The 18,787-nt window shown below is 41.9% G+C and carries 13 protein-coding genes and 1 pseudogene; 9 read left to right on the forward strand and 5 right to left on the reverse strand.

Annotated features, from left to right (window positions below; all coding sequences use genetic code 11):
- Positions 1–4: 4 nt before the first annotated feature.
- The gene (gene nfo, locus VY86_RS16990; protein WP_046975823.1) at positions 5–847 is read right to left on the reverse strand and encodes a deoxyribonuclease IV; all 843 of its coding nucleotides are present in this window, start codon (positions 845–847) and stop codon (positions 5–7) included.
- Positions 848–957: 110 nt separating this feature from the next.
- Positions 958–2,040 (reverse strand): YeiH family protein, encoded by a 1,083-nt coding sequence (locus tag VY86_RS16995; protein WP_046975824.1) that lies wholly within the window; start codon positions 2,038–2,040, stop codon positions 958–960.
- A 189-nt stretch (positions 2,041–2,229) separates the two neighbouring features.
- Here VY86_RS16995 and yieE point away from each other — a divergent pair, with 189 nt between their 5' ends.
- From yieE to dld, 8 genes are all read left to right on the forward strand, one after another.
- Positions 2,230–3,093 (forward strand): DNA-binding transcriptional regulator YeiE, encoded by an 864-nt coding sequence (gene yieE / locus VY86_RS17000; protein ID WP_046975825.1) that lies wholly within the window; start codon positions 2,230–2,232, stop codon positions 3,091–3,093.
- Positions 3,094–3,247: 154 nt separating this feature from the next.
- Positions 3,248–4,729 carry an amino acid permease gene (locus VY86_RS17005; RefSeq protein ID WP_046975826.1) on the forward strand — a complete coding sequence of 494 codons (1,482 nt, stop codon included), beginning with the start codon at positions 3,248–3,250 and terminating at the stop codon, positions 4,727–4,729.
- Positions 4,730–5,038: 309 nt separating this feature from the next.
- Positions 5,039–6,106 (forward strand): ABC transporter substrate-binding protein, encoded by a 1,068-nt coding sequence (locus VY86_RS17010; RefSeq protein WP_267481456.1) that lies wholly within the window; start codon positions 5,039–5,041, stop codon positions 6,104–6,106.
- Between the two features lie 24 nt (positions 6,107–6,130).
- Positions 6,131–7,216: a FecCD family ABC transporter permease gene (locus VY86_RS17015; protein ID WP_046975828.1), complete on the forward strand. Its 1,086-nt coding sequence runs from the start codon at positions 6,131–6,133 to the stop codon at positions 7,214–7,216.
- The gene (locus VY86_RS17020; protein ID WP_046975829.1) at positions 7,213–8,001 is read left to right on the forward strand and encodes an ABC transporter ATP-binding protein; all 789 of its coding nucleotides are present in this window, start codon (positions 7,213–7,215) and stop codon (positions 7,999–8,001) included. The genes VY86_RS17015 and VY86_RS17020 overlap by 4 nt, the downstream gene beginning before the upstream one ends.
- A gap of 399 nt (positions 8,002–8,400) precedes the next feature.
- A complete protein-coding gene (locus VY86_RS17025; protein ID WP_046975830.1) occupies positions 8,401–10,374 on the forward strand; it encodes a ligand-gated channel protein in 1,974 nt (657 codons plus the stop codon).
- Positions 10,375–10,966: 592 nt separating this feature from the next.
- A complete protein-coding gene (locus tag VY86_RS17030) occupies positions 10,967–12,349 on the forward strand; it encodes an APC family permease (protein ID WP_046975831.1) in 1,383 nt (460 codons plus the stop codon).
- Between the two features lie 194 nt (positions 12,350–12,543).
- Positions 12,544–14,259: a D-lactate dehydrogenase gene (gene dld, locus VY86_RS17035; protein WP_046975832.1), complete on the forward strand. Its 1,716-nt coding sequence runs from the start codon at positions 12,544–12,546 to the stop codon at positions 14,257–14,259.
- Between the two features lie 139 nt (positions 14,260–14,398).
- Here the strand turns inward: dld and sbcB are convergent, their stop codons facing one another.
- The gene (gene sbcB / locus VY86_RS17040; protein ID WP_046975833.1) at positions 14,399–15,829 is read right to left on the reverse strand and encodes an exodeoxyribonuclease I; all 1,431 of its coding nucleotides are present in this window, start codon (positions 15,827–15,829) and stop codon (positions 14,399–14,401) included.
- 292 nt (positions 15,830–16,121) lie between these two features.
- Here sbcB and tssD point away from each other — a divergent pair, with 292 nt between their 5' ends.
- Complete coding sequence (gene tssD, locus VY86_RS17045) at positions 16,122–16,493, forward strand: type VI secretion system tube protein TssD (RefSeq protein WP_082111255.1); 372 nt, start codon at positions 16,122–16,124, stop codon at positions 16,491–16,493.
- Between the two features lie 393 nt (positions 16,494–16,886).
- Here the strand turns inward: tssD and VY86_RS24235 are convergent.
- A pseudogene (locus VY86_RS24235) lies at positions 16,887–17,692 on the reverse strand (IS5 family transposase).
- Positions 17,693–18,547: 855 nt separating this feature from the next.
- The gene (locus VY86_RS17070) at positions 18,548–18,778 is read right to left on the reverse strand and encodes a hypothetical protein (protein WP_046975835.1); all 231 of its coding nucleotides are present in this window, start codon (positions 18,776–18,778) and stop codon (positions 18,548–18,550) included.
- Positions 18,779–18,787: the final 9 nt, after the last annotated feature.

An 18,787-nucleotide genomic window follows, 5' to 3' on the forward strand; every position in this document is an offset into this window, starting at 1 on the left:
ACCATTAATTTTGTTGTGATTTCAGCCAGGCAATTTCTTGGTGCCAAATATCTGGCTTAATTGTTTCAAGGATTAGCGGAATTCCATTAAAACGGGCATCTTGCATAATATAACTGAAAGGTGTTTTGCCAATATTTCCTTCCCCAAGGCTATGATGCCGGTCAACACGGCTGGCAAATTCACTTTTGGCATCATTTAAATGCATTCCGCACAGATACTGAAAGCCAACAATTTTTTCAAACTCTTGAAAAGTTTTCTGGCAAACGTCATCGGTACGCAAATCATAACCCGCGGCAAAGGCGTGACAGGTATCAATACAGACGCCAACTCTGCTTTTATCTTCAACTCCGTCAATAATTGCTGCCAGATGTTCAAATTTGAACCCCAGATTTGTGCCCTGACCTGCCGTATTTTCAATAACAGCAGTGACTCCCTGGGTTTTATTGAGAGCGATGTTGATAGATTCTGCAATTCGTGTCAGGCATTTATCCACATCTATCTTATTGAGATGACTGCCAGGATGGAAATTCAATAAATCGATACCCAGTTGTTCACAACGTTGCATTTCATCAACAAAAGCCAGCCTGGATTTCTCCAGTGCTTCGGTGTCTGGGTGACCAAGATTAATCAGATAACTGTCATGAGGGAGAATTTGCTGGCTACCGTATCCATAGCGCTCACAATTTTCTTTAAATTTATCGATAATATCAGTGGCTAAAGGTGGAGCGTTCCACTGGCGCTGGTTTTTGGTGAACAGGGCAAAAGCAGTGGCTTTTAATTCGTGTGCCCGGATAACTGCCTGATCGACGCCGCCGGCAGCGCTGACATGTGCTCCAATAAATTTCATCATTCTTCTCCTTCCTAATTTACACCATTTTGACATGGTTCAATCACTTATTGAACCTTAAGAACGGAAAGGATATAGGCTGTTAAAGTCCTTCAATGCATATGTTCCGATCAACCAAACCAATATTGAATGCTCAGATTTATCAAGAAGCCACCAACCATCAGCCATATAAACAAAATCAGAGCCAATAAAATGGGTTTAAATCCAGCCTGACGGATGGCACTCACATGAGTGGTTAAACCTAGCGCAACCATTGCCATGGCAAGCATAATAGTATCAATCTGAATCAGATAATTCACTGCTCTTACAGGTAACAGATCGAACGAGTTAAAACCGGCTATTGCAATAAAAATCACTGCAAACCAAGGAATGGTAATTGGCGTTCTCGCCTGGTTTTTTTCTCCGTTTTTTGCACCGGCCCGGCTGATGTAACTGGATAATAACAACAAGAATGGCGCTAGCATCATAACTCTAATCATCTTGCTGATAACCGCAGCGTTCTCTGCTTGATCATCAATAGCATGACCAACAGCAACAACCTGGGCAACTTCGTGAATGGTGGAGCCTGTAAAGATACCGAAAGCTTCTTGAGTCAATGGGATCCATTGATAATGCTCATTGAGCTGATAGAACCATGGATAAATGAAAATAGCGATAGTACCGAAGATGACAACGGTTGACACTGCAACAGCAACTTTGCTGGCGGGGGCATTCACAACCGGCTCTGTTGCCATAATGGCCGCTGCACCGCAGATACTGCTGCCGGCACCAATCAGCATTGAGGTTTGCTGATCTAATCCAAAGAGTGATTTACCCAGCCAGATTGCAATAAAGAAAGTTGAAGACAACATAATCGCGTCAATCAAAAGACCGGTAGTGCCTACATCGGCAATTTGCTGAAATGTCAGACGGAAGCCATAAAGAATAATCCCTGCCCGCAAAAGATAGTGTTTTGAGAAATGAATACCCTTATCGCAATGGGATTTGAGTAAAGGATAAATGGTATTACCGGCAATGATTCCTGCCAGGATCGCCAGTGTCAATGCACCCAGCCCCATATTAACAAACCACGGGATATTTCCGGCGTATATTGAAATTGCAGTCAGTATTGCTGTCAGTATGAGTCCAGGTATTAATTTCATGCCGGGAATTGACGGTTGTTGACTGAGTTTTTCGTCATGAATGTCAGACATAGATATTTCTCACTTTTCTTATGTGTTTTAAACATAAGCATATAGCAAATCAATTTATCATTAAAATTGATAATATTTTTATGTATAATCGAAAAAAGTGGTAATAAAAAGAGGGTTTTTGTTAAGTTGTTTATTACTGTATAAAATTAAAACAACCTATTTCGCTGACACCATATTTTGCGGGGCAATATGCATATCACACTGAGGCAATTGGAAGTTTTCACGGAAGTATTGAAAAGCGGCTCAACGACACAAGCCTCCCAGCAGTTAGCGCTATCTCAATCCGCAGTGAGTGCTTCATTAACGGATTTGGAAAGCCAGCTTGGCGTACAGCTTTTTGACCGAGTAGGAAAACGGTTGGTGACTAATGAGCATGGTCGTTTACTCTATCCCAAAGCTTTGGCATTGCTGGAGCAGGCGGGGGAAATTCAGCTGTTATTCAAACAGGAATTGGGTGCATTACGTATTGCGGCCAGCAGCACCATTGGTAATTATATGTTGCCGGAAATGTTGGCAAATTATCGTCAGGATTTTCCGGATACACCTCTGGAGTTAAATATCAGTAATACACAGGATGTTATCAATTCTATACTCGAATTCCGCGTTGACCTTGGTTTGATAGAAGGTTCCTGCCATAGTCCTGAATTGATAACTCAGCTCTGGATGGAGGATGAGCTGGTTATTTTTTCTTCTCCTAAGAACCCGCTAGCTCAACAGAATCTGAAACTGGATGATTTAGCCAAAGCATCATGGATATTAAGGGAAAGGGGTTCGGGGACAAGAGAGGTGTTGGATCATCTGTTGTTTGCCCGTTTACCTGGGTTCAAAATTTTGATGGAGTTGGGAAATTCCGAAGCGATAAAACATGCAGTCAAATTTGGCATGGGGATTAGTTGCTTATCTAGACGGGTCGTTGCAGAGCAATTGGAAAATCGTACTTTGCTGGAATTAAAAGTGCCGGAGTTGAAACTTTTCAGGATGTTATACCTGATTCATCATCGGCAAAAGCACATGTCCAATGCATTGCAAAAACTGCTCAGTTATTGCCGGTGAGTTTTACGTTCTGTTTAAAATTTAGAATTAGCTGTATTACTTATAATTTTCTCTGAATTATGAAGGTATCTTATAACAGCGCTTCCTCGCTATTTTGACCGTGAGGATTTGCTACAATCCGCCACCAGACTTATTTGCAGCTAACAGGAACAGAATGTCTCAACAACAACAAAGTGTTTTCCAGAAACCAGCAGCGCAACATTTGCGCCGTGAATTGAAAGCACGACATATGGCGATGATAGCCATTGGCGGATCAATAGGTACTGGGCTATTCGTGGCTTCAGGTGCGACGATTTCACAAGCGGGGCCTGGCGGAGCATTACTTTCCTATGCATTAATTGGTCTGATGGTTTATTTCCTGATGACCAGTCTGGGGGAATTGGCTGCTTATATGCCTGTCTCTGGTTCTTTCTCAACTTATGGCTCCAAGTATGTTGAAGAAGGATTTGGTTTCGCCCTTGGCTGGAACTACTGGTACAACTGGGCGGTGACTATCGCTGTGGATTTGGTTGCTGCTCAGTTGGTGATGAATTACTGGTTACCAGATATGCCGGGGTGGATCTGGAGCGCGCTATTCCTTGCACTGATTTTCCTGTTGAATTTTATTTCGGTGAAAGGTTTTGGTGAGGCTGAATATTGGTTCTCTTTGATTAAAGTCAGCACAGTTATTGTCTTTATTGCGGTCGGATTACTGATGATAAGCGGTATCATGAAAGGTGCGGAAGGTGCCGGATGGCATAACTGGACTGTGGGTGATGCGCCTTTTGCCGGTGGCTTCTCCGCTATGATTGGCGTGGCAATGATCGTTGGGTTTTCTTTTCAGGGTACTGAACTGATTGGCATTGCTGCGGGTGAATCCAAAGATCCAGAGAAAAATGTTCCCCGCGCGGTACGTAAAGTATTCTGGCGTATCCTGCTGTTCTATATTTTTGCGATCCTGATTATCAGTTTGATCATTCCTTATACTGACCCCAATTTACTGCGTAATGAGGTAGGTGATATCAGCGTCAGTCCGTTTACGTTGGTATTTGAAAATGCCGGTTTGTTATCAGCTGCGGCTGTAATGAATGCCGTTATTTTGACAGCAGTGTTATCTGCCGGTAACTCAGGGATGTATGCTTCTACCCGTATGTTGTTCACACTGGCAAAAGAGGGCAAAGCACCGAAGATTTTTGGAAAATTATCCAAAGGGGGTGTACCGCGTAATGCCTTGTATGCAACAACGGTTGTTGCTGCTTTGTGTTTCCTTAGCTCAATGTACGGTAATCAAACTGTCTATTTGTGGCTGTTGAACACCTCGGGCATGACAGGTTTTATTGCCTGGTTAGGGATCGCTATCAGTCATTATCGTTTCCGCCGTGGTTACATCGCTCAGGGGCTGGATTTAAGTAAACTGCCCTATCGTTCAGGGTTTTTCCCGGTTGGTCCAATCTTTGCGTTTATTCTGTGTCTGACCATCACATTAGGGCAGAACTATCAGGCATTTCTGCAAGACAAAATTGACTGGTATGGTGTAACCGCAACTTATATTGGTATTCCACTATTCCTGTTGATTTGGTTTGGTTATAAATTGGTGAAGAAAACCCACTTTATTAAATATAACGAGATGAAATTTCCTGATATCCCAAATAAGTGAATTCGATTCACGATTGATTTATTATTATCTTAACGTTTATTTGTTGGTGTAAATGAACAGTTATTAATAGAAATCAGAAGAAACTGCCCATTTTGTAACCGAATGGGTGGTTTTTTATTTTTCATAGGGTTAGCTGTGAAATTAGTTATTCAATTTACTAAAATCTGTATAAATAGGATTGATAAGTATTCTCGTTTGCTTTATTGTTAGCGCCATAATTATTAATACGAAAGGGCTAACAAAGTGAAATTTGTATCTCGATCTATTGCAAAGAGCATCAGTATCAGCTTACTGGCAGGTTCAGCAGTAATGGCAAGCTTCGCGTCATGGGCTGAAACGGTCACTGACGTAGCTGGTCGCACTGTTGAAGTTCCTGAGAATATAAACCGTATTTTGTTGGGCGAAGGCCGTTTATTTCATGCTGTCGCTTTACTTGAAGGAGATAAACCCCTGGCTCGTATCGCGGGTTGGCAGGGTGATTTCCGCAAATTGGACCCACAGTCCTATGCTGTCTATAAAGCTAAATTTCCTGAGATTGATAAGATCCCTTTGATTGGTAACACCAGTGCTGACAGCGTTAGCGCTGAAAAAGTGTTAACTCTCAATCCGGACATTGCTATTTTTGGCTTATCCGGTCATGGTCCTGGTAAGGACAGTGAATTGGTTGCTCAGCTTGAAAAGGCAGGTGTTCCGGTTGTCTTTGTTGACTTCCGCACTGAACCGTTAAAAAACACGCTGCCGAGCATTCGTATGTTGGGTAAAGTATTGCACCGTGAAAAACAAGCGGCAGAGTACGCTGATTTTTACGAAAAAAATGTCAAATTGGTGACTCAAATCACCAGTAAAATCCCAGAAGAGAAAAAGCCAACTGTATTTATCGATTTAAAAGCCGGTGCTTTTGAGGACTGCTGTGGGACGGCAGGTAATGGCAATTTGGGTAACTTTATCGATCTGGCTGGTGGTAAAAACATTGCTAAAGGTGTTCTGCCAGGCGCGCTTGGCAACATGAACCTCGAAAAAGTTATTGCCGCTGATCCTTATATTTACATTGCCAGTGGTGGAAAAGCGCCAGACAGCAATGAACCTGGTGTAAAACTGGGGGCGCAATCAATACCTGAGTTGGCAAAAGCCAGTCTGAAAACAATGACTGAACGTAAAGGTATTAGCTCGTTGACTGCGGTTAAAGAGGGCAGAGATTATGCTATTTGGCATAACTATTACAACTCTCCGTATAACGTGATAGTGGCTCAGGTATTTGCTAAGTGGTTCTATCCTGAACAGTTTGCAGATTTAGATCCACAGAAGACACTGAATGAATTACACAGTAAATTCTTGGCAATTGGGCCATCAGGTGTTTACTGGATCAGTGAGAAGTAATTAGTAAGATAGGTAACAGAAACAATGAGTGCCACTACCGAGCTTATGCCAACGGTGAAACAACAATCAGATGACAGCGGTGTAAAAGCCCATTACCAACGTATTTTACGCCGCCGTATCGTGATGATGATGTTCATCTTCTTGGTTATCGGTGCTTCCTTGGTATTAGATTTTACTATAGGGCCATCAGGTTTATCTTTGCAGTCTCTCTGGCAGACTTTAGTGTCGCCAGAGAGTATGGATGCGGGTACACGGGTCATTGTCTGGGATATCCGTTTACCCTACGCTTTGATGGCGGTGGTGATCGGCTTGTCTCTTGGGCTGGCTGGCGCTGAAATGCAGACAATTCTGAATAACCCATTGGCAAGCCCCTTCACTTTAGGGGTTTCTCAGGCGGCTGCGTTTGGTGCTGCGTTGGCCATCGTGTCAGGTGTTGGTATTCCGGGGGTTCCCGATCAATGGCTTATCTCTGCAAATGCCTTCATTTTTGCTTTGTTGGCAGCGTTGTTATTGGATGCCATTACCCGTTGGACAAGGGTTGCTACCGCTGGGGTGGTATTATTTGGTATTGCGTTGGTCTTTACTTTTAACGCACTGGTTTCCATGATGCAGTTTATTGCAACGGAAGATACTCTTCAGGGGTTGGTACTTTGGACAATGGGTAGCCTTGCCAGAGCAACCTGGATAAAACTGGGTGTTATGTTGCTGGTATTTGCAGTTATTTTTCCGATTTCAATGATGGATTCTTGGAAACTGACAGCGTTGCGCCTGGGTGAAGATCGTGCAATCAGTTTTGGTATTGATGTCCGCCGCCTACGCTTAGGTACATTATTACGCATCAGTGTTCTTTCCGCTTTAGCGGTTGCATTTGTTGGACCAATTGCCTTTATTGGTTTGGTCGCGCCGCATATTGCTCGCTTGGTGTTTGGTGAGGATCACCGCTTCTATTTGCCTGCCAGTGCGCTGATTGGAGCATTGGTGTTGTCTATGGCATCCATCGCTTCGAAGAACCTGATCCCAGGTGTCATTATTCCGGTTGGGATAGTGACCGCATTGGTTGGGGTTCCATTCTTCCTTAGCATAATTTTACGCCATAGGGGGAATGTATGAATCAGGGATTAACGATTAATAATTTTTGCGCGGGCTATCCGAAAAATCCAGTCATTGAAAATCTGAATGTTTCAACGTTATCCCGTGGAAAAATTACGGTATTACTGGGGCCAAATGGCAGCGGAAAATCAACACTTTTGCGTTCTCTGGCTGGATTAAATCGCGCAAGTGGGCAGCTTTGGCTCGATGGTCAGGATTTAATGAAAATGAATTTTGCCCAGCGTGCAGAAAATGTGGTTTATTTGCCACAAAGTTTGCCTGCTGGTGTTCATTTACATGTACTGGAATCCATTATTGTTGCGCAGCGGGCCTCCGGTGGACATCATTCTGAAACCAGCAAAGAAGAAGTGATGTCTTTATTACGTCAGCTGGGGATTGAACATCTGGCGTTATGTTATTTAGATCAATTATCCGGTGGTCAAAAACAGTTAGTTGGATTGGCACAATCATTAATTCGTAAACCAACATTGTTATTATTAGATGAACCACTAAGCGCGCTGGATTTAAATTATCAATATCACGTAATGGAGTTAGTTGCACAAGAAACATATCGTCGTAATATTATTACGGTGGTAGTGGTGCATGATATTAATATCGCGTTGCGTCATGGTAATCATGTATTAATGTTACAAAAAGGGCATTTAATTGCTGAAGGCATTCCTGAACAAGTTATTACGCCGGATAGCCTGGCGCAAGTTTATGGTGTCAGAGGCAGAATTGAATACTGTTCTCAGGGTGTTCCCCAGGTATTGATTGATGGGTTGGTTTCAAAGTTGACCAGTTAGAACTTATTATAACATATTGTTTAAAAACATATTGTTGATAAAGCGTGGGCATGGACAGCGCATAGAAAACGGAACGTAATTATATAATATGTGAGGGATGAGTTATTTCGCTCATAGTATAATGCGTTTAAAAACCGCTATTTTTGTCTGGGTAATGTTCAGGTCCACTCTTTATTTATTGCAAAGAAAGGTAAATATAAAATAATTTAATGATATAGGCTATTGGAATTAATAGGGAATATTTCTTTATATCTTATAGTGATAAAATGTAAGGGAGTATAATAAAAAAATAATAAAACCACACAGCGGTGAGTGTTTTTTTCCTCGTTGCTTGAGTACATGTTAATTATCCATTTTATAAATTAATAAAACATAATTATATTTCTTGGAGAATCGGGAATGGGTGTTTTTAACAAAAGAAAAATCGCGTTAGGGGTTATTGCTGCAATCTCATCTGTCCCTGTTTTTGCGGCCAGTGACAGTAATGACACCATTGTTGTGACTACAGCATCAGGCTTCCAACAGAAAATTGAAGATGCACCAGCGTCTATTTCTGTGGTGAGTCGTGAGCAATTAGAAACCAAGGCTTATCGTGATGTGACTGATGCACTGAAAGATGTGCCGGGAGTACTTATAACCGGAGGTGGTAGTAGCAGTGATATCAGTATTCGAGGTATGTCATCGAAGTATACTATGATTCTGGTTGATGGTAAGCGCATTGATACCCGTAATACCCGTCCAAACAGTGACGGTTCTGGTATTGAGCAGGGGTGGTTACCGCCATTGGCTGCTATTGAACGCATTGAAGTGATACGTGGTCCTATGTCCTCTCTGTATGGTTCTGATGCGATGGGGGGCGTGATTAACGTTATTACCCGTAAGGCGCAGAAAGAGTGGAAAACCAGTTTTCGCGCTGATACCATTTTGACTGAACGTAAAAATTCCGGTAATAGCCATCAGAGTAGCATTTATGCAGCAGGCCCGATAATTGACGGGCTCTTGGGATTAAAAGTGCATGGCCTGTATTCTCACCGCAACGAAGATAAATTTATTGGCGGCTTTAACAAGCAGGAAATGCGCAACGGCTCAGCAACTTTTTCTCTGACACCTGATGAACAGAATACTTTTGATTTTGTAGCGGGTCGCTATGAGCAGGATCGTGATTCAACTATCGGTAAGACGCGTGAATGCACGCCGAAATCTTGTGATGATAATGTAAGTCGCTATAAACGTAATAATTATTCTATCACTCATAATGGTAACTATGACTTTGGCACCATAAATACCTACATTCAGCGCGACGAGTCAAGTAACCCTGGCCGTGACATGAAATATAATGAGACGGTATTTAATAATCATTCAGTCTTCATGCTGGATAATCATACAGTAAGCATTGGTGGTCAGTATCGTTATGAAGATTTGCGAGATGACGGTAACCAATTGCCTTCGGCAAGCGATGTGAATAAATTAACTCGTTCGAGCTGGGCGTTGGTTGCTGAAGATGAGTGGCAAATGACGAATGATTTCGCTCTGACTGGCGGCATCCGTATGGATAACGACGAAAACTTTGGTGCACACTGGACGCCTCGTTTGTATGGTGTGTGGCATGTGGATGAACAATGGACGATTAAAGGTGGTGTTTCCACGGGTTATCGCTCACCCGATCTGCGTCATGTTGCTCCGAATTGGGGGCAAGCAACAGGTGGCCGTTTCTTGAAAGGCATGATTTTAGGCAATTCAGATCTTAAGCCAGAGAAAACGGTTAGTGAAGAAATTAGTGTTATCTGGAACAATCAGGATAACTTTAATATTGGTATAACTCTCTTTAATACAGATTTTAAAGATAAGATCACTGAAATTAGAGATTGTGATAAAGACAGCGCTAAACCATGTGCTCCAATTAATGGAATAAATTATGACTTTATTAGTAAACGTGAGAACGTTGATAAAGTAAATATGCATGGTGTGGAGGCGACAATGAACTGGGATATCATTGAAGACTGGTCGTTGACAGCAAACTACACTTATACTGATTCAGAACAAAAAAGCGGAGATTTTAAAGGTAAGCCACTGAACAAAACGCCTAAACATATGGCAAATGCGACTTTGAACTGGCAGACTTTACCGGAAATGCAAACCTGGACGCGCGTTAACTTCCGCGGCAAAACTTCGGATTACTTGTCACGTACCCGTATGGACAAGGGGACCTCTTCCTATACCTTTGTGGATATCGGAGTCAGTTATAATCTGACTAAAGAGCTACGTGTGTTAGGTGGGGTATACAACGTATTTGATAAACGCGTTACTGAAGAGAATCATGGCTCGGTACTGGATGGCCGCCGTTATAACATTGGTATCAACTACGATTTCTGATAATTAGTGCTAGCTGAATGTACTATGACCCCTCTTGCTTGTTTCTGGCAAGGGGGTTTTTGTTTTTTACTTATACCTGCAAAAACTGAATGGCAATCCGTTTTGTGTTGTGCTACAACTTAATACATGTCAAAAGAATGTATAAGACATAGTTAAATTCTATAGCGTGATCAATTTGTGTGGTAAAAAATATGGACTTTTAGTGCGGTGACTATTGCTATTTCAAGTCTTCAAGTGCAGAATTCGCCCACTGGAAAATAACTGATGCGTTTATATGTGTCGGTTATTTTTTTTGCTTAGACTTATTTTTTACTATACTAGAGGCCGGACTCTGAGCCGGATAGATAATTGGCCCGCGAGCAACCATAACGAGAATCGGTTGCCGTCATGAGGAACGCTAATATGGAGCAATTATTCTCTTTCGCACTTGTGCCAATTGGCGCATGTTGCTGTGTTGATGACTACGGAGCGTTGAGCTCTGCGTATAATCCAGCCTCTAATTCCACTGCCTATAGGCAGAAGCGAAGTCTTCCCAGTAACTGTCGATTAAGTAGTACCGTAACACGAATCGAAGTTATGGGAGGTTTCGCTCATGTCGCATAATACTGCAATTCCAATTGGCACCAACCAAACTGGTGCGAACAATCGTGTTCAACTCAGAAAAACACTGACCTTAGTTCAGGTGGTGATGATGGGGCTTGCTTATCTGCAACCTACGACCATCTTTGATACTTTCGGGATTGTTTCTGGTTTGACTGACGGTCATGTAGCAACATCTTATGCTATCGCTTTGATCGCAATTCTGTTTACTGCTCTGAGCTACGGGAAATTGGTAAAACGTTTCCCTTCTGCCGGGTCTGCATACACTTATGCACAAAAATCCATTAGCCCTCATGTTGGCTTTATGGTGGGTTGGTCATCGTTGCTGGACTATTTGTTCATGCCGATGATAAATATCTTGTTGGCGAAAATTTATCTCCAGGCCATTTTTCCTAGCGTAGATCCGTGGATCTTCGTTGTAGGTTTGACGTTACTAATGACCGTTTTTAACCTGCGTGGTATTAACGTTGTTGCTAATCTCAACACAGGTATTGTTATTGTTCAGGTTGCAGTGATGTTTGTATTCGTGGGCTTGTTGATCCACGGCGTATACAAGGGAGAAGGTGCAGGAACTTTATGGAGCGCAAGGCCATTTACTTCTGAGGATGCCCATTTAATCCCGATGATTACCGGGGCAACGATTTTGTGTTTTTCATTCCTTGGGTTTGATAGCATTAGCACGTTATCCGAAGAGACGCCGAATGCAGGCAAGGTGATCCCGAAAGCGATCTTCCTGACGGCATTAATTGGCGGCATCATCTTTATTATGGTTTCTTATTTCTTACAGCTCTATTTTCCTGATATCTCTCGGTTCAAGAACCCGGATGAAGCTCAGCCAGAAATTATGTTATATGTAGCGGGTACTTTATTTCAGTCCATCATTATGGTGTTCTCTTGTGTCACCGTTTTGGCTTCTGGTATGGCGGCTCACGCAGGTGTTTCCCGTTTGCTTTATGTTATGGGACGTGATGGTGTGTTTCCTGAGAAAGTATTCGGCTATGTGCATCCGAAATGGCGAACTCCGGCAATCAACGTATTGCTGGTCGGTCTTGTCGCGCTGTCTGCAATGACCTTTGATCTGGTTACTGCAACGGCTCTGATTAACTTTGGTGCGCTGATAGCATTCACCTTTGTAAACTTGTCGGTTATCTCTCAGTTCTATATTCGTGAACGTCGTAATCGTACACTGAAAGATACAGTCAACTTCCTGGTATTACCGGTGATTGGGGCTTGTACGGTTGGTGTGCTGTGGATGAATCTGGAACAAAGTTCTATGGAGTTAGGGCTGACTTGGGGAGCAATTGGTTTGATTTATATGGTATTCCTGACTCGTCGCTTTCGTCAGCCGATGCCTCAGTGTTCTGAAATGGTTTAATTCGGTTTGAAAAGAATAACGGCGCTGAATTTAGCGCCGTTGTTTTTTTATGTTTCCTATTGTTGTAATAATTCAGAATAAGAATCTTAGGAAAAAAAACAGCGAGGTAGTTTGCAGATAAGAAAAATTTCAACAGTAAATGGAGAAAAACAATCTATGCTCTGAGAGGCGATTAAATTATAGAGGAAGAGACTATGAATGATGTAAAGACCTCTCAAAATCAACAATTCATCACTGCCCTGACTAATATTGTCGGTAAATCTCATATCCTGACGGCTCCCCATAAAACCGAACGTTATCGTAAAGGCTTTCGCTCTGGCCAAGGTGACGCTTTAGCTGTGGTATTTCCCGGTTCGCTGGTGGAACAGTGGCGTGTGTTTAAAGCCTGCGTTGAAGCGGATAAAATCATCTTGATGCAAGCGGCCAACACTGGTTTGACCGAAGGCTCTACTCCAAATGGTAAGGATTACGACCGCGACATAGTGATCATTAGTACGTTGCGCATGAATAAAATACAGATCCTGAAACAGGGTAACCAAGTAGTCGCACTACCTGGCAGTACATTGTGGCAGCTTGAACGTGCTCTTAAACCACTGGGACGCGAGCCGCATTCCATTATCGGCTCTTCCTGTATTGGTGCTTCTGTGATTGGTGGTGTCTGTAATAACTCCGGCGGCTCTTTGGTTCATCGCGGGCCAGCTTATACTGAAATGGCGTTGTACGGACGGGTTAATGAACGTGGTAAACCAGAATTGATTAATCATCTGGGTATCTATTTGGGAGAAACACCGGAAGAGATCCTCTCTTGTCTGGAAGAACAGCGTTACAGTGAGCAAGATGTAGAGTATGGTCAGCGTAAAGCGTCTGATTATGAGTATGCGCAACGAGTACGTGATATAGATGCTGATACGCCATCGCGTTTTAATTCTGACGAACGTCGTCTGTTCGAAGCTTCAGGATGTGCAGGTAAATTAGCTGTGTTTGCGGTCCGGCTTGATACTTTCCCGGCAGAGCCTTTGTCTCAGGTATTTTATATTGGTACTAATCAAACTGACGTATTGACGGAATTGCGGCGCCATATATTAGCGAATTTTCGTCATTTACCGGTGGCGGGTGAATATATGCACCGGGATGTTTTCGATATTGCAGAAACTTACGGTAAAGATACGTTCATCATGATTGATAAGCTTGGTACTGATAAGATGCCAGCTTATTTTACTTTGAAAGGGAAAATGGACGCTATTTTCAATAGGATCCCATTTTTACCTGCCAATCTTATTGATCGAATTATGCAAGGGTTAAGCCGCTTACTTCCTCCCCACTTACCTAAGCGTTTGAAAGAATACCGTGCTCGATTTGAGCACCATTTGATATTAAAAATGTCTGGTGATGGGGTTGAGGAAGCCAGAAGTTGGCTGGAAAGTTATTTCAGCCGGGTAGAAGGGGATTTCTTTGCTTGTACACCGGATGAAGGCGCTAAAGCGTTCCTGCATCGTTTCTCCGCGGGTGGTTCTGCGATCCGTTATCAAGCAGTGCATAGTAACGAAGTGGAGAATATCCTTTCGCTTGATATTGCTTTACGCCGTAATGATCGTGAATGGTTTGAACAATTACCACCGGAGTTTGATGATGTATTAGTGCACAAGCTTTATTGTGGACATTTTATGTGTCATGTGTTCCATCAGGATTACATTGTGAAGAAAGGCGTGGATGTCCATGCACTGAAAGAAAGAATGATGGAGCTGCTTGATAAACGAGGCGCAGAATATCCCGCAGAACATAATGTGGGTCATTTGTATCAGGCTAAACCTCAACTTAAGGCTTTTTACCGGATTGCCGATCCTACTAACACGCTCAACCCAGGAATTGGAAAAACATCCAAACTGAAAAATTGGAGCGGGGAATCTTAATGTTATATTCTCAGCATTTACAACGCTATGCTGATGCTAAGAAAGTTTAAATTTGTCAGGATGGATGAACATTATCTTGTTAGAAAGAAAGGCGAGTATATATAACTCGCCATTCTGTGCTTGTCCGCTATTCACCTAATTATCCAGCCAGTTTCGCTGCATATTCCATTAGTGCTTTAAGTTGACGGCATTTTTCGTCGTTGCCTTGGTGTTCAATAAAGAGTTGTTCAATGATAAAGATATATTCACTGAGCTTGTCCTGAGTTAATACATCTTGGCGATGACGCAACCAGCTTTGTTGTTCATCGTAAGTCAGAGTTGCAGGGTAGTTTCTGGCTCGATAACGTAATAACAGCTTTTTAATCCGCGGATCCTGAAAAGTCAGATCCAACGCAGGCAAATTCTGAGGTAATGTTTCACGGATAATATTCATCGCTGTTTTATCTGCATCACTAAAGAAGCCATTATACAGTTGAGCGTCAACATCATCTGATTCAGGGAAAGGTTCGGCCTCAGCAAAGAGTTCTACAACTTTTTCTCTGATTTGTGGATTATTTCGCAGAATCGTCAGATTTCTCTCACAATGACTACGATCCAAACCAAGACGTTCAGCATCTTCTGTACGCAAAGTATTATCAGGGGCGATTATCGGACACTTATTAATATGAATCAGTTTGATGGGGGCTGGTGGTTGATCGGGCAGCAATTCATCATGGCGGGTATATAGGCGTTCACGCAAAGCATCGGCATCTAATTCCAGCAAGGGTGAAATATCTCCCGCCAAATCGCACATGATAACGGCATTCTGGTTTATTGGGTGCCATGCGAGAGGCGCAACCAGGCTGATATTACTACGGGCAGCGCCAAACATACCGGAAACATGAACCAAGGGTTTCATTTGAGGAATATCAATGAGATTGCTGACTTTCTGCTTATTTCTTAACTGAAAGAAATAATTGAACATTTTAGGTTGAGCTTCTTTAAGCAATTTTGCGATTGCAATCGTGGCGTAAACATCGGACATTGCATCGTGGGCATGTGAATGTTCAACGCCGTTTGCCTTCGTCAGATGCTCCAGTTTAAAGCTGGGCAGACCATCCTCATTCTCCGGCCAAATAATACCTTCAGGCCGCAGGGCATAACAGGCGCGTAATACATCAAGTAAATCCCAACGGGAATTGCTTTTTTGCCAGCTATAAGCGTAGGGATCATAAAAATTGCGGTAAAAAATATTCCGGCTAACTTCATCATCAAACCGGATATTGTTATAACCGAGAATACAGCTATTCGGCACACTGAACGCATTATGGATTTGGCGGGCAAATTCCGCTTCGTTGACGCCTTTTTCCAAGGCAATCTGAGGCGTAATTCCCGTGATCATGACCGCTTCTGGCTGAGGGAGATAATCATCAGCAGGTGAACAGTAAATAACTAATGGTTCTTCAATAATCTTGAAATCCATATCAGTGCGGACACCGGCAAACTGAGCGGGTCTGTCTAATGCTGGGTGTTTACCGAAAGTTTCGTAGTCGTGAATGTAGAAAGTGGGTTGTTCGCTGCTGTTTTTCACTGTTGTTCAATGTCCAAGGTTATTAATTATTTGTTTTTTCTGCTTTTTAGATAAGAAATTATATTTTGTCCAAATAATGTGGGTAGCCGTTACTTACTATCTTAGAGAATCCATGCAATTGCAATATCATATCCATATCTTCCTACTTTCTGCGCCACAATGGGATGTCAGTTATTAACATTTTTGGGGCTTGGAATAAATGGTTGTATGTTTTTAGACCATTTATCCTTGACAATATTGATCTGCCTACTGCAATATGCATTGAAGTATTGAAAAGATAAATGAGGTGAATATGTCAAATTTAATTTATTTAACAGTTAAAGGTCAAAACCAAGGGTTAATTTCTGCTGGTTGTGGCAGAAGAGACTCAATAGGTATCAAAGCGCAAAATGGGCACGAGGATAAGATCTTCATCTATAGCCTGCAACACCTTATGACTCGCAAACAAAATGTTTCACATCATCCGGTAATTATCACTAAACCTATTGATAAAGCTTCTCCTTTATTAGCAAAAAGCTTGGATGATAACGAAAGGTTAGGGGGAGCCTTGGTACTTTTTTTGGTACAAAATGGTTCACAAAACTTGGAGGATCTGCAACATTTACTGCGACCTTGGGGGTTGGGGCGTCAGTATCTAGGGCGATATATACTTCTAGGGGGTTAGCTCAAACAAATCCAGCCTTATATATGCAGTTAAGGCGAGAGGGTAACTTAGATTTACTCTATTTTTTGGTTGAGAGTAAAATGGCTCCATATGTTAGAGCATTGGAAGTGTATGACGAAAATCGAGGTTTATTTAATGAAGTCTTTGATGAATTCTCCACAGGACTAGATAAATGAAGATAGTCAGAATATTGATGAATACTGTAGTGCATATAGTGCAGGCGGTAATTGGAACTCTGTGTGTATTTTCAGTCATGGGCTTAGTACTACAGCCGTAGATACCAGAAAGTTGCATTTTCCTTGATGCTCACAACTCTGAGAAACCGCATGAATTAAGCTTTTCTATGAGTGTCTTTTCTGTTGAAAAAAGTAAGTACGGCTGTAGTATTAGAGCCTATCCCAATAGGGTTTTGTTCCAAACTATAATCCCGCACGCAAAATGTAACATAGCTTCATAGTTTTCGACCTTCTTTTCCCATCGGATCAGTATCCGGCGAAAGCGATTCATCCAGCTATGCGTCCTCTCGACAACCCATCTTTGAGCTTTAAAGTCCGTATTCTGGCAGGCATCTGATTCTTCCTTGCGAGACTGGATGTGCGGCTCGTAGTGCCGACTCTGTAGATAGCCTCTCAGCCATTCAGCATCATATCCCTTATCCAGACACAGCCTGACCTTTTTACCGGGCTTGCCTGTCTGAAGTGCATCAAGCGTATCTGCAACCAATTTGATATCGTGCGTGTTTGCCGCGGCAACAACGAGTGAAAGAGGAAGCCCGTTAGCCTCGGTCATGAGACTGCGTTTTACGCCTTGTTTCCCCCGGTCCGTGGGGTTACGACCTGTTTTTTTGTCCCCGCTAAAGGGGATTTGGTCATGCAGCCATCCAGTGATAACCACGACCAGTCGATGATCGCGAGATGCTTGCAGGCCAGTAAACCGTTTTGCCAGAAGCGTTCAAAAACGCCGGCGTCACGCCATTCCTGAAAACGACGGTGAGCCGAACTTGACGAGCATATTCCTGTTGCATTCAGGGCGTTCCATTGGCAGCCCGTTCTGAGCACAAAGAAGATGGCATCCATAGTGGCGCGGTTATCAACACGTTTACGATGTGTGCCCAGCGGATGCTGAGTTTTATGTTCGGGAATAAGTGGCGCCATTTTTCCCCAAAGTTCATCACTGAGCCGCCATTTGTTGTTTGCCATACTCTCTATACCTTCAGAAATTATCCGTTCTAGAATATTATACAATATGACAATTCCTTTTGGGATAGGCTCTTAGTCTATTTTACACTGATGTCAACGTTGGAGAATCGATATCAGTATGCGATAGTTGCAGGTACATGCTTGGCGTTTTCTGTTTTTTTTTACTACATCACAGAAAAAATAAAAGAAAAATGTAGATTATTTCATTAGGTTCTGATTTATATATAAAGTATATTTTGGCGTTTATCCTATATAAGAATTATATGATTTTTTATTAGGTTAAAATACGGCCTTATATATGAAGTTAAGGCAAGAAAGTAGCTTTTTTTGATTGGGAGTAAAATTAAGCCATATATCAGGGCATTGTAATAGGATGGAGAAAATTGAGACTTATTTAGTGAATTCTCTGTAGGATTAGACAAATGATCATGAAAATAATAAGTATATTGATGAAAATCGTGATGCATATAATTCAAGGGATAATTGGTGCAGTGAGTGTATTTTCAGTCATGGGCTTAGTTTATTTTACCTTGATGTCAACATCAGAAAATCGATATCAATATGCGATAGTTTCAGGTACATGCTTGGCGCTTTCTGCTTTTTTTTACTATATAACAGAAAAAATAAAAGAAAAATGTAGATTATTTCAGTAAGTTTTAATAAGGATATAAGCGATAGAAATATTGGGGGATATTATTACCTACTATCTTATATCAGGTCAGATCTTTTACCAACTAATTACAAATGGATTCATCAGTAAATAAAATATTAAACAGAATAAACTGATATGCAGTACCTTGGTAATTTCCAAGGCACTAAAATAGAAGGATGTAAGCTATTGTTATATCTGGTTTTTTAAGGGTAATTAATTTCTTGAAAATGCTCATTAATACGCTCAAGATATTGATCTTTTAAACCAGTCTCATATTGGATTCTTTCAAGCAAATTTTCTCTATTGACACTATAGAATGGCCTAATAGAAATCCCGTTATTGGGATGGGTTATTTTTATAATCGGAATTTTTGTTCTACGGGCGTAGCCATAAGAGATTTCGTAACCATCTAAATCAAAAGGGATTTTTTTCATCACCTAACC

Origin of the sequence: Photorhabdus thracensis, assembly GCF_001010285.1 — a bacterium.
GTDB lineage: Bacteria > Pseudomonadota > Gammaproteobacteria > Enterobacterales > Enterobacteriaceae > Photorhabdus > Photorhabdus temperata.